Genomic DNA, 12,869 nt, shown 5'->3' with positions numbered 1-12,869 from the left:
GTATGAACAAGCGCATCGCGCCTTATTACTGGATGACGGTTCCGGCGGTAATACTGTTCTTTGTATTTATGACGCTGCCGGCCCTCCAGGGGATCTATTATTCATTTACGAACTACAACGGATTCGGTAAAGGTTATGATTTTGTTGGATTCAAAAACTATTTCAATCTGTTTCAAGATGACAACGTAGGCAACGCCTACTGGTTTACCTTCAAGTTTGCGATCGTTGTAACGATTCTGACGAATATTCTAAGCCTGCTCATTGCACTCGGGCTGAATGCCAAGATTAAGTTCCGTAACTTTTTCCGTGGCATCTACTTCTTGCCGAATATCCTGAGTGTATTGATCGTAGGTTACATATTTAACTACCTGTTCTCCAACGTATTCCCGATCTGGGGACAAAACCTGGGCATCAACGCCTTATCCACCAACATTCTGGGCAGCGAAAGCCTGGCATGGATTGGGATCGTGATTGTAGCGGTATGGCAATCAGTTGCGTTGAATACGATTCTGTATTTGGCGGGATTGCAAACCATCCCTACGACATTGTATGAAGCATCAAATCTGGATGGCGCCGGCAAATGGCGTGAATTCTGGAGCATTACGTTTCCGCTTATTGCCCCGTTCTTCACAATTAATATGGTGCTGGCGATGAAAAACTCACTGATGGTCTTTGACCAGATCGTGGCCTTGACGAATGGTGGACCGGGACGGGCAACACAGTCCATCTCCCATCTGATCTACACGGGTGGATTTGAAGGCGGCGAATATGCATATCAATCTGCGAACTCGGTTATCTATTTCATCGTTATTGCGGTGATTTCGATTCTGCAAATCCGGTTCCTGCAAAGAAGGGAGACGGATCTGTAATGAGAAGCCGTTTACGTATCAACTGGCCCGTTATGTTGTTAATTATTCTGGGTACCTTGTTCATTCTGTTCCCTTTATATATGACGGTTACAATCGCATTGAAAAATCCGGAGCAAATGGCCCAATCGGTCTTTGCTATTCCGACAACGCTTCACTGGGAGAACTTTGCAAGTGCAATAGACATGACAAACTTCTTCCAATCGTTCCGTAACAGTGCCATTGTTACTGCGTCAACAGTCATTCTGACCTTGCTCAGTAACTCTATGGTTGCTTACGCGATTGCCCGGAATATGGAGAAGCGGAAATTTTTCAAAGGGCTGTATTATTACTTCGTCAGCGCGATGTTTATTCCGTTTCCAATCATCATGCTGCCGATTGTTAAGCTGACTGCATCACTGGAAATGACCAATCTTCTGGGTCTTATCCTGCTGCATACGGTGTACGGTCTCGCCTTTAACGTATTTGTATATGTAGGTTACATTCGGTCCATTCCGGTAGCACTGGAGGAAGCAGCCTTCGTAGATGGAGCAACAACCTGGGGCACATTCTGGAAAATCATTTTCCCATTGATGGCGCCGATCAGTGCCACGGTTGGTATTCTAACTTGTCTGTCTACCTATAATGACTTTCTGCTGCCACTCATTATTATTAGTGATCCGGCACAATACACGCTTCCACTGGTACAATATGTGTTCCAGGGTCAATTCAATACTGACTTCAACCTGGCGTTTGCATCGTACCTGCTGGCGTTGCTGCCGATGATCATCATTTACCTGTTTGCACAAAAATGGATTATCAATGGTGTAACGCAAGGTTCAGTGAAATAAATTGGGGAGTGATTGGTGCGACACTGATGATTAGCATCCTGCCGATCCTGATCGCTTTCCTCGTCTTGAGCAACCGAATTGTGGAAGGTATTGCTGCCGGATCGGTAAAAGGATAGACCTGAGCACCACACATGAGTTATTGGCTAATTTAAACCTTGGACCCTTACATATCCCGATCCAATAGGGATGTGTGAGGGTTTTTGCTCATCGCCCTGGACTTCTTCTATCTCCTGAGATCGTGTATTTATAACGAGTATATCAATTTAGTTATTCTCTATAATGCAAACTAAATGAAAGAACTGAAAATACCTATTATTGGAATTTCAAAAAACTTTCAAGTTTTTTCGCAAAACTACTGCATTTTCAAACCACCTGTGCTAACATACCCTAAGAATTAAAGCCCACACGGGAAAGGTGAGAAAATGACAGCAATATCCTCAACCAAAGAGTCCCTGCGTTCGGATGCCAAGGATCTGAATCTGATTCGGCTAACATGGCCTATTTTCCTGGAACTCTTCTTGTTTATGTTGATGGGGAGCGTGGATACGTTCATGCTCAGTTCAGTGTCCGATAATGCAGTATCCGGAGTCGGAGCAGCCAACCAGATTATTTCCATTGCGATTCTTGTACTGGAAGTCATTGGACATGGCGCTGCTATTGTTGTGGCACAATATATTGGTTCGAAGAAGTTGAGTGAGGCGGCACAGGTCACAGGTAATGCGATTACACTAAATCTGATTGTTGGACTGATCCTGAGCGGAAGCTTCCTTCTGTTAGGAGGACATCTGCTTACACTGCTTCATATCCAAGGTGAAATATACGATTTTGCCCGTTCTTATATAAGTATTGTCGGAGGCGGGATCTTCCTTCAGGCGCTGATTAACGCGCTGGCCGCGACGATTCGTACGCATGGTTATACCAAAGAGACGATGTATGTTTCCGTTCTGATGAACGTGATTCACGTCGTTGGTAACTACGCCCTTATTTTTGGCCATTTCGGCATGCCGAAGCTTGGTGTAGAAGGGGCAGCGATCTCAACGGTCGGAAGCCGTCTGATCTGTTTGATTATTTTCTTCTGGTTACTCTATCGGGTTATGGATGTAAGGGTAGAGTTTAGCTATTACATCAACCTTTCGAAGAAGTTTATCAGCAAAATCTTGCGAATCGGTATTCCCTCTGCACTGGAATCCGTTGTATATCAGTCCTGCCAGCTCGTCTTCACACTGTACGTAACCTATCTGGGTGCTGAAGCGATGGCAACCCGGCAATATGCGGGTAACATTTCAAGCTACATCTATCTATTCAGCATGGCGATCGGAATGGGAACTTCCATTATTGTTGGCCGACTGGTCGGTGCGCGGCGCAAGAATGATGCATACAAACGTGTATTCGACAGTGTGAAGTGGGCGCTGCTCGCAACGATTGTGATCGATGTAATTATTATTCTCTTCCGTGTTCCGCTGATGAGTGTGTTCACGGATAATCCGGAAATTATCAAGCTAGGGGCACAGGTCATCCTGCTAAGTCTTCTGCTGGAAACCGGGCGAACCTGCAACATTGTGATTATTGGTTCCCTTCGTGCCGCAGGTGATGCGAAGTTCCCGGTATACATGGGACTGATCTCTATGGTCTGCATGAGCCTGCCGCTAGGCTACCTGCTTGTGTTCAAGCTTCACATGGGGCTCGCCGGTGTATGGCTTGCGATTGCCGCAGACGAGTGGACACGCGCTGTCATTATGTATTTCCGCTGGAAGAGCCGGGCTTGGGAGAAACATGATCTGTTGGATCATGAGGAGGAAGTTGGAGTTCAGCCGGTGCCGGCAGTATGATGTTGATTTTGGAAAATAATTTCGATTTGAGTGGAGTATAGAAATAAAAGGACGCCTCACTTGGAGTCGTTAGTCTTATTAAAGAAGAGCCAATCATGGGATGGAGCATTCCTCCTGATGATGGGCTCTTTTTTCGTTATTTGTGCAGTATTACCTCGTTATCTTAGAGAGGTTCAGATCATAGGTGGGGGCTGTAGCGAAGTTTGTCACCAGAACAGGTTAGCAAAAATGATCAAAACGAGATGTGCAGCCTCACGTATAGTAAGGATATGTAAAGGGGCTGGACTTTATTTGAATTCATACAGTGAATTGATTCGGCAAAGTCTCTACTTTATTGAAACGAATCTGTACGAGGAGATCGGGCTTGAAGAAGTGGCGTCTGAAGCTCTCCTGTCACCCTATCATTATCATCAGGTGTTCCGCAGGGCAATGCGGTCATCTCATTCGGGGTTATTTTGAACGGCAAAGGCAAAGTGTGGGTGGATAGTTTCCGCTTCGAAGAGGTTGATCCGAATACACCATTGACTCATATGGAGACGGAGTATGAGATGTCGGACGAGCCAATGAATTTGTCTTTTGAGGAGTGATCAGATGTGAAAGCAGGTCCAACGTTAAGCTGAAGAAAGTATGGGAATTATGATATAATCTTGGGTAAGAATGGAGCTGATGCTGGATGACGGATTTGCTCGATCCTCGAGTGGATTTTGTATTCAAACGTATTTTTGGAAGTGAGCAAAGTAAAGATGTTTTGTTAGCTTTCCTTAACAGCACGTTTATTGAAACCGGTGAGTAGCCTCTTACGGAGATTACACTTATTAACACGTTTACGGACAAAGATAGTCCGGAAGATAAACTAATCCATTTTAGATATCAAAGCGCGTACGGTGGAGGGTAAGTTAATCAACATTGAGATGCAGCTGTTTAATCCGTATAATATGGAAAAAAGGACGCTGTTCTACTGGAGTGAAATGTACTCTCACCAGATCAAGAAGGGCGAAAACTATAATCTTTTGAAAAAATGTGTGACGATCAATATTTTAAATTACTCATGTCTGGACAATGAACGATATCACAATGTTTTTCATTTACGCGAAGATCATACAGGTATTGGTTTGACAGATGATATAGAAATTCATGTGATGGAATTGACCAAACTGGATCAACACCCTGTCCCTATGGATAAGGGTGGACTAGTGAACTGGCTTTTATTCTTAAAAGGGATTGATCCATCAAACTGGGAGGTGCTGGCGATGAATGAACCGATGCTAAAAAAGGCGATGGACACGCTGGAATTTCTGAGTCAGGATGCAGCTACGAGAATGGCTTATGATGCACGGATGAAAGCACTAAGCGATGAAAAGTCGATGATTGAAGGTGCACGTGCTGAGGGTGAAGCCAAAGGGAAAGTAGAAGGTAGAGTAGAAGGTAAAGTGGAAATGGCTCGCGAGCTTCTTGCACTTGGCGTAGATATGTCAGCTGTGGTGAAAGCCTCCGGACTCTCTGCAGAGGAAATCAAAAAACTGCTGCCTAAGCAGTGATATGAAACTGAAATTACACTTTACAGGGCTAATCCAATTACGGGTTGGCTCTTTTTGTTGTGTTTGGGGTATAAAAAAAGTGGAGCGAAGTCGAAGCTGAGAGGATACAGACGTTTCTGGAGTTTCTCACAAATCGAAAAGTCCTCCATAGCTAATCAGGCCATACCTTGTTAACATAGATCCAAAGAATACGATAACTCATGACACATATAGAGGATGATTTCGATGAATAAAAAAGTATTGGTCGTGGATGACGAGTCAAGCATTGTCAGTGCCATTGCTTACGCGCTGCGGCGCGAAGGATATGAAGTAGAGACAGCAAATGACGGCGAAGAAGCGCTGGTCAAGGTGGCGTCATTCCATCCGCAGGTCATGATTCTGGATGTGATGATGCCCAAGCTGGACGGATACGGCGTATGCCGCAGGCTGGAGGATCGAGAGGATATCGGCATTATTTTGCTGACTGTCAAAAATGATATCGTGGATAAGATCGTAGGCCTGGAAATGGGCGCGGATGATTACATGACCAAACCGTTTGAGATCCGCGAGTTGCTCGCCCGGGTAAAGGCATTGATGCGCCGTGTGGAGAAAAGCAGCCCGTCCCCTGACGACCAGAAGAATCAGGTTATCGTCAATGGAACACTGCGCATCCATATCGCTCACCGCACCGTGACGGTGAATGAGGAGAAGCTGGATTTGACGCCAAAAGAGTTCGACTTGCTGACCATTCTGATGTCCAACCCTGAGCGTGTATACACACGGGATGATCTGCTGGACCGGGTGTGGGGCATGGAATATGCCGGGGGTACACGCACGGTGGATATTCATATTCAGCGGCTGCGCAAAAAGATCGGCGATACTGACCAGCAAAAATTGCAGACGGTATACGGCATTGGCTATAAGGCATCAGCCCCTGAACCGGGCGGCTCGGTATGAGAGTCAGCATTAAGCTGAAGTTCAGCGTTTTTCTGGCCGCATTGCTAATCCTGACCGTCGTTGTGCTCAGCTCCTTGGTATTGCGAGGTATTGAGCGCAACCAGCAGACGCAGATCGAGACCATTCTGTCCCAGCAGACCCGTCTGGTGAATCTGAATGTGCGGCAGTCTTACTATACCGAGTCCGTTCGTCTGGAGCAGGAGGTTTTTTTACAGCAAAATGGCCGCAGGTTGGCTCAAGAGCTTGCAAGCTCCACAGGTCTGCCCATCGCGCTTTATGATATGAAGGGACAGCAGGTTGGTTCATCAATCATGTCTGAGGAAAGTGCAGATATCACAGCGACGCTGAACTATGCGCTGCAAAATAAAATTGCTTATCACGAACAGGGGGACACCCTGCTATATGTAGCACCGCTGGACGGACCGGATGGACAGATGGGTGCTGTGCGCATGCAGTATCCGGTTCAGAGCTATCATGAATTCTATGCCCGTATCCTTCAGTTGTTTATGTGGGCGGGGATTGCGGTTGTTGGACTTAGCTTCATTCTGGGATATCTCTTCTACAATCGTTTTGCTGTTGCTATAACCCGATTGAAGAAGTCTGCCGATTCCATTCGTGAAGGGCATTATATTACCGAATCACCAGTGAGTCGCAAGGATGAATTGGGCGAACTGGGACAGGGCATTTATTATATGAGCACATCGATTCAACAAAATATTGAAGCCATGCATGCGGAACAGCAGAAGCTTCAGCTCGCTATCGAGAAGCTTCAGGCTCTGGAGCAGCAGCAGAAACAATATATCGGTAACATCAGCCATGAGTTCAAGACACCACTTACGTCGATTAAGGCATATGTGGAGCTGCTGGACATGTATAAGGATGATCCGCAATTGCTGGATGATGCCACGAGCAATATTGGCAAGGAAACGGAGCGGTTGTACGAGATGGTTGAGAAGGTATTACATTTATCAGCCCTGGAGAAATATGATTTTGAGAATCAGGCGGAAGACGTGGAGGTTCGTGCTCTACTGGAGGATGCCTGTGGCCGGATGCGGGGCAAAGCCGAGAAGTTTGCGCTGAACATGGAGCTGACGTTACTGCCTGCGGTGATCCGCAGCGATCGGGAGAGCCTGATGCATATTTTCATCAATCTGTTGGATAATGCGATCAAATATAATGTGCCGGGAGGTGTCATCCGGGTAAGCAATGAACTGCGAATGCAGGAGCGACAAGCGGTGATTCGCATCTTCAACTCAGGTACGCCCATTCCGGATGAGGCGAGCGAGAAAATCTTTGAACCCTTTTACACCATCAACAAAGACAGGGCCAGAAAAACCGGGGGAACCGGGCTGGGACTATCACTCGTCAAGCAATTTGTAGAGAAGCAGGGCGGCACAATCTCATTGTTGCCGGGCGATCCGAAACACGGGGAAGGGACGACGTTCCAGCTTGTTTTCCCTCTTGCCCATTCAAGTTTACAAGTTGGAAACAAGTCTGAATAACTTTGGAAGTATGCGATGTGTATGCTTGGTCTATAGAAAGCACTCAGGAGGGACCATGATGAATTGGAAACAGGCGGCTATGGGCACGCTCGGGGCGATTGTCCTATTATCGGCAACAGCATGCGGGGGAACAACGAAACCAGGGGATAATACACAGAACGGGAAATCCGGCACGGATATTACAGTCAAGGACAATACAAATACATCGGTATACCAGAGCTTTAAGCTGGAGAAAATCGATAAACTGTCGAATATGCGCGGGGTAGCGTGGCTAAGCAATGACTGGATTTTGTCGGATAAAGTAAACGAGTCCATGAAGCCTGTCACCGTTGAGGGTGAGAAACGTTACCCGCATAACTTATACATGTACGATCTTACAAAGGGCACAGATACACCCGTGAAGGAAAGTGAAGTGAATCTGGGCTCACCACTCGTGTCCCCGGATAGTCAGTATATTTTCTACAGAGAACCAGAGGAATCGACGGGCAAAGGCTTCATTCTGAACCTGCACAACGGGGAAGTGGTTCCTGCAGGCAATGACGATGGATTTGTCTTTGAAGGAGCATGGCTGGATAAGGAGCATGTTGTTTTTCCAAACATGAATGGGGATATCATATCAGCAAGTGTGGATGGAATAACCAAAGCGCTGGTCAAGACGGGGAACTTCAATGTAAGCAGTGTCAGCGTTTCTGGTAATGTAATTTACTACATCACAGGCACGGACGGACAGTTGAATAGCTACGATACGAAGACCGGTGAAGTGAAGCAGGTGTTGAAAAGTGTAGAGAGGGTAATCCCGTCCAACGATGGATCAAGACTGGCGATTGTGAAAAAAACAGCCGATACCAAACGGGCGCTGGTGCTAACCGATCTGGAAGGGAATGAAAAAGCCACGCTTGCCAGAGGCACGCAGATCTTCGGCACGAGCTGGTCTGGTGACGATTCCAAAATCGCCTACACAATCAATTCGGAAAGTGACGATGAAAAAGGGCTGTTCGTCTCTAATACGGAATCGGCGGAGCAGTTCCAGATCTCGGCCGAAATGGATAACGCATCTGATCCACTGAGCTGGAGTCCGGAAGGCAACCGAATTTTGCTGTCACAGGCAGTGCAGGAAAATGAATCATACCACTTTGTCACCTCGGTCATTACGATCTCGCAGTAAATCATCATCGAAGAAGAAGTAAATTAGCAGAGCGGGCCTGACTCATATCGAGTTGGGCTTTTTCTGTACCTTTAACGCTGGTTTTCTGGGTTATACTGAAGAGACGAGAAGTAAAGGGGGAACATGATCATGGATGAAAAGGACTGCCGTCTGCTGCTGAGCGTTTCCGAAGAAAGTAGTCTGACCAAGGCTGCGGAGCGCATGTTTATGACCCAGCCGGCTTTGACATACCGTTTGCAGCAATTGGAGAAGGAATTTGGCGTGCCACTTATCGATAAAACGTTAAAAGGCGCCAGATTTACTCCCGAAGGAGAGCATCTCGCGATCTATGCCCGTAAAATGCTCAATGAGCTTAATCAGGTCAAGGAGCAGCTGTCGAACATTCGGAATGAGGTTAAGGGAACGCTGCGTCTTGGGATTGCCAATCATTATTCGTTGTACAAGCTTCCTCCCTTGTTAAAGCAGTTCAAGGAACTGTACCCTGAGGTTCAGTTTGCTGTGACCTGTGCTCTGAGTGTGGAGGTTATGGAACTGTTGATGCGGGATGAAATTCAGGTAGGGGTCATCCGGGGGGAGCATCCATGGTATGAGGGGAAACATCTGCTGCACGATGAACCGATCTGTATTGTATCCCGTGAACCCATTAATCTGGATGAACTTCCCGAGCTTCCGCAAATTGCATTTCAGGAGCCCTTGACGAAAACGGGTGGAACTCCTGTGAGCCCCTTCCGAGAGGGAGTAGCGGCCTGGTGGTATGAGCGCTATGAATGTTCACCAACCGTAGCGATGCGTGTGGACAGCTATGAGACATGTAAGGAAATGGTGCGTTATGGGCTTGGTTATGCCATTATTCCGGGTATTTTTGTGTCTGATTCGGATGGCCTTCACCAGCAGGAATTGATTCGACAGAATGGACAGGGATTGCGGCGTAATACGTGGTTAGTGTATAAGGAAAGTGTGCTGCAGCAGGCAACGGTGGGTCGCTTTATTGACTTGATGAAAACGGCTGGAACACAGCATGTTGTGGACGGAAACTAGATACAGACATAGCGGAATAGGTGCATTTATTCATGCATAATTATCCGATATTTTATTATCAAATAAGGAATTTTATTGCTGTTTGGCAGTGTCATTTTTATAGGAAGTACCCATTCGAAGGATGTACATAAGATTAAAATGTATACCGATGCCGTCTTGGCTAATATGAAAAATAACCAGTAATATACTGACATCTAATGATATCCATATGTTATTGTCTAGCGAGTCCATAAAATTTTTTATGGGCTATTCCTTAATTTTTTTGAATTTACTTCTGGCTTGGTCACACATACAATATATCCAGTCTGATTGTATATTTATTCGATTGAATTGAATATAGAAATGCTGTATTTGGAGAAAGGCGGCAAAACAATATGTATCCTGACCCAGCTCATATGAAGCAAAAAATCAAAGAAACCGTAGATCGGCTGGACCCTGACTTGCGGGAATTATCCCTGCGCATTCACGCTAACCCTGAACTTAGCTTTCAGGAAGTCCAAGCACAACAATGGTTAACCGAACCGCTGGAAGCGGCCGGATTTCAGGTGGAAAAAGGCATTTCAGGCCTCGACACCTCGTTCCGTGCTGTATGGGAAGGCCAGCCAGGCGGACCAACGATTGCACTGCTCGCTGAATATGATGCACTGCCCCGCATCGGACATGCCTGCGGACATAATCTGATCGGAACCTCTGCTGTAGGTGCAGCACTGGCGCTCAAGGAAGCTTGCCCTGATCTTCCGGGACGAATCGTCGTACTTGGCACACCGGCTGAAGAAGAGGGCGGCGGAAAAATCATTATGGTGAACGATGGCGTATTCAATGAGATTGATGCCGTCATGATGTGTCACCCGCAGCAAAAAACGATGGTACTGAGAGGTGCGCTGGCTTGTGTGGACGCAACCTTTACGTTCCATGGCAAACAAGCACATGCTGCCTCATCTCCTGAGAAGGGCATTAGTGCGCTAGATGCCTTGGTCAACGCGTACGCGGGAATAAACTCACTGCGTCCTTATTTGAAGGATGACGTTCGGGTGAACGGGATTATTACCAAGGGTGGAGATGCGCCCAACGTGGTGCCTGAGCTGGCTGAAGCCGTATATATCATTCGGGCGAAGACCGTTGAAGAGCTGAAAGTCGTCATGGACAAAGTATATCGAGTCGTGCGCCATGCTGCGGAAGGCGTCGGGGCTGCGGTAGATATTACCGAAGGCCTGATCTATGCCGAGCGGAATAACAACAAAACTCTGGCGGGTCTGTTTCAGCAGAACCTGGAGGATATGGGCATTGAAGTGCATGATCCACCGCAAACAGGCGGTGTGGGTTCATCGGATATCGGTAACGTAAGCCAAATAACAGCCGCCATCCATCCGTATATTCGGTTAGGTGACGCGACAACACACACTCCTGAATTTGCCCGGCTTGCCGGAGCAGAGGAAGGCATGATTGAACTGAACCGTGCGGCGAAGGCACTTGCACTGACAGCGTTCGATTTGTACGCAGACAAGGCCGCATTGCAGCAGGTACGTGATGAATTTGAAGCGTGGAAACAACAGAAGGACGAGGGATGATGAATTGGAAAACATAACAAAACAACCACAACAACGGCGCAAATGGTTTAAGATGCCTCACACCTTCGTCATCTTGTTTATTCTGGTGCTGGTAGCTACCGTGCTAACCTACATTATTCCTGCAGGGGAATTTGATCGGGTCAAGGATGAAGCAACAGGCAAATCCTTGCTCGTTCCAGGTTCATATCATCATGTAGAGGCCAATCCAACGGGATTATGGGATATTCCCAAGTCCATCGTTCGCGGACTGGTTGACTCCGCGGACGTTGTATTCTTTATTTTCATCATCGGCGGAGCATTTCAGATCATTACGAGTACGGGAACGATTGAGGCCCTTACAGGTAGGGTAGCCCGGTCGTTCGCCAATAAGGGATTATGGGTCATTCCGGTATTCATCACCTTGTTCTCAGTTGGTGGATTCACGATGGGCATGTCCACAGAGGTTATGGTCTTTGTACCGATCGGGATTGCCATTGCGCGTGCGCTGGGGTATGACGCTCTAACGGGTACGGCGATGATCTCGCTAGGGGCCTCCTGTGGTTTTACCGCTGGACTGCTTAATCCGTTCAACGTGGGACTGGCTCAGGCGATTGCAGAAGTCCCGATTTTTTCAGGCATGTGGCTGCGTGCGATCATCCTGGTGTGTCTCATCTCCGTGACAAGTATCTATATTATGCGGTACGCGTCCAGAGTGAAGTCTGATCCAACACGTGGTTTGGTGCATGAGCTGGAACAGGAGCAGGCAGCAGATACACCTGCGGTGGACCTGAAAAAACTGCCAACGATTCGCATCACACATATTCTGACTATCATTACAATTGTAGCTGGCTTTGCCCTGTTAATCTGGGGTGTATCGAAAGAAGGCTGGTGGATGGAAGAACTGGCGGCTCTCTTCCTGAGCATGGGCGTGATCGCGGGTCTTGTCTCCGGGTTCGGTCCTAGTCGAATTGCAAGTGAATTCGTCAAAGGTGCAAGTGGCATCGCTTATGGTGCCTTTATCATCGGTCTGGCAAGAGGTATCATGGTTGTCCTCGATCAGGGTAACGTAATTGACTCCGTAGTATACGGAATGTCTACATTGGTTGGCGAATTGCCGTCTTCCGTGCAGGTATTGGGTATGTATTTCTTCCAAAATATCATGAACGTGTTCATCACCTCGGGTACAGGTATGGCCGTGACAACGATGCCGATTATGGTTCCATTATCGGATCTGCTCGGGGTTACCCGTCAGACTGCCGTACTGGCTTTCCAGTTCGGAGACGGATTCACCAACATGATTTTGCCAACGTCTTCAGCCTTAATGGGTAGTCTCGCGGTATCCGGCATTCCGTATCAGAAATGGGTTAGATTCTTCTGGCCGCTGATGGTCATGTGGATCGCTATGGGTATTGTATTTATGCTGATCGCCAATGCCATTCAGTATTCTTAATCGTTCAATTAAGATAAGTAGCGAAAAATGTATTCCATAACTTACATTCCTTTCTATACATTTATATTGACTAAGCTATTCCGCTTCCGATAAACTAGAATGCAGGAATAAAAGTCGAATGTTCAAAGCAGCAGTTCGAGACATTGTTTCGGACGGCTGTTTCTTTTC

The 12,869-nt window shown here is 47.0% G+C and carries 11 protein-coding genes and 2 pseudogenes; all 13 read left to right on the top strand.

The annotated features are described in order from the left end of the window. Window positions 1-2 precede the first annotated feature (2 nt). The 13 genes and pseudogenes from BLS14_RS13665 (at window position 3) to BLS14_RS13610 (ending at window position 12,701) form a co-directional block, all read left to right on the top strand. Window positions 3-869, top strand: coding sequence for a carbohydrate ABC transporter permease (locus BLS14_RS13665; protein ID WP_063567591.1), 867 nt, complete (start codon window positions 3-5; stop codon window positions 867-869). Continuing rightward, window positions 869-1,696, top strand: coding sequence for a carbohydrate ABC transporter permease (locus tag BLS14_RS13660; RefSeq protein WP_090952272.1), 828 nt, complete (start codon window positions 869-871; stop codon window positions 1,694-1,696). The genes BLS14_RS13665 and BLS14_RS13660 overlap by 1 nt, the downstream gene beginning before the upstream one ends. Before the next feature lie 2 nt (window positions 1,697-1,698). Beyond that, a pseudogene (locus BLS14_RS32310) lies at window positions 1,699-1,812 on the top strand (carbohydrate ABC transporter permease); the annotation flags it as partial. Between the two features lie 306 nt (window positions 1,813-2,118). Next, on the top strand, window positions 2,119-3,525 hold the full coding sequence (locus tag BLS14_RS13655) for an MATE family efflux transporter (protein WP_090952269.1): 1,407 nt from the start codon (window positions 2,119-2,121) through the stop codon (window positions 3,523-3,525). A 291-nt stretch (window positions 3,526-3,816) separates the two neighbouring features. Further along, on the top strand, window positions 3,817-3,984 hold the full coding sequence (locus tag BLS14_RS32560) for a hypothetical protein (protein WP_176854505.1): 168 nt from the start codon (window positions 3,817-3,819) through the stop codon (window positions 3,982-3,984). Then, the gene (locus tag BLS14_RS33130) at window positions 3,981-4,112 is read left to right on the top strand and encodes a hypothetical protein (RefSeq protein ID WP_256336453.1); all 132 of its coding nucleotides are present in this window, start codon (window positions 3,981-3,983) and stop codon (window positions 4,110-4,112) included. The genes BLS14_RS32560 and BLS14_RS33130 overlap by 4 nt, the downstream gene beginning before the upstream one ends. Before the next feature lie 86 nt (window positions 4,113-4,198). Then, window positions 4,199-5,063: pseudogene (locus BLS14_RS13640) on the top strand (Rpn family recombination-promoting nuclease/putative transposase). A 225-nt stretch (window positions 5,064-5,288) separates the two neighbouring features. Next, a complete protein-coding gene (locus BLS14_RS13635; protein ID WP_072733766.1) occupies window positions 5,289-5,999 on the top strand; it encodes a response regulator transcription factor in 711 nt (236 codons plus the stop codon). Then, window positions 5,996-7,501 (top strand): sensor histidine kinase, encoded by a 1,506-nt coding sequence (locus BLS14_RS13630; RefSeq protein WP_090952261.1) that lies wholly within the window; start codon window positions 5,996-5,998, stop codon window positions 7,499-7,501. Before BLS14_RS13635 ends, BLS14_RS13630 begins: the two co-directional genes overlap by 4 nt. A gap of 58 nt (window positions 7,502-7,559) precedes the next feature. Beyond that, window positions 7,560-8,666, top strand: coding sequence for a hypothetical protein (locus tag BLS14_RS13625; RefSeq protein WP_090952258.1), 1,107 nt, complete (start codon window positions 7,560-7,562; stop codon window positions 8,664-8,666). Window positions 8,667-8,795: 129 nt separating this feature from the next. After that, window positions 8,796-9,704, top strand: coding sequence for a LysR family transcriptional regulator (locus BLS14_RS13620; RefSeq protein ID WP_090952254.1), 909 nt, complete (start codon window positions 8,796-8,798; stop codon window positions 9,702-9,704). Window positions 9,705-10,099: 395 nt separating this feature from the next. Then, the gene (locus tag BLS14_RS13615; protein ID WP_256336452.1) at window positions 10,100-11,272 is read left to right on the top strand and encodes a M20 family metallopeptidase; all 1,173 of its coding nucleotides are present in this window, start codon (window positions 10,100-10,102) and stop codon (window positions 11,270-11,272) included. 4 nt (window positions 11,273-11,276) lie between these two features. Continuing rightward, window positions 11,277-12,701 (top strand): YfcC family protein, encoded by a 1,425-nt coding sequence (locus BLS14_RS13610; protein WP_256336451.1) that lies wholly within the window; start codon window positions 11,277-11,279, stop codon window positions 12,699-12,701. The last annotated feature ends 168 nt before the right edge of the window (window positions 12,702-12,869 follow it).

The sequence above is a fragment of the Paenibacillus sp. OK060 genome (assembly GCF_900101205.1).
GTDB classification, from domain to species: domain Bacteria; phylum Bacillota; class Bacilli; order Paenibacillales; family Paenibacillaceae; genus Paenibacillus; species Paenibacillus marchantiae.
The sequence above is the reverse complement of the archived record's forward strand: the minus strand, read 5'-3'. Positions and strand labels throughout refer to the sequence as shown.

Coding starts and splice junctions, on each gene's coding strand:
- BLS14_RS13665 (WP_063567591.1), top strand. CDS start 3: ATGAACAAGCGCATCGCGCCTTATTACTGGATGACGGTTCCGGCGGTA.
- BLS14_RS13660 (WP_090952272.1), top strand. CDS start 869: ATGAGAAGCCGTTTACGTATCAACTGGCCCGTTATGTTGTTAATTATT.
- BLS14_RS13655 (WP_090952269.1), top strand. CDS start 2,119: ATGACAGCAATATCCTCAACCAAAGAGTCCCTGCGTTCGGATGCCAAG.
- BLS14_RS13635 (WP_072733766.1), top strand. CDS start 5,289: ATGAATAAAAAAGTATTGGTCGTGGATGACGAGTCAAGCATTGTCAGT.
- BLS14_RS13630 (WP_090952261.1), top strand. CDS start 5,996: ATGAGAGTCAGCATTAAGCTGAAGTTCAGCGTTTTTCTGGCCGCATTG.
- BLS14_RS13625 (WP_090952258.1), top strand. CDS start 7,560: ATGAATTGGAAACAGGCGGCTATGGGCACGCTCGGGGCGATTGTCCTA.
- BLS14_RS13620 (WP_090952254.1), top strand. CDS start 8,796: ATGGATGAAAAGGACTGCCGTCTGCTGCTGAGCGTTTCCGAAGAAAGT.
- BLS14_RS13615 (WP_256336452.1), top strand. CDS start 10,100: ATGAAGCAAAAAATCAAAGAAACCGTAGATCGGCTGGACCCTGACTTG.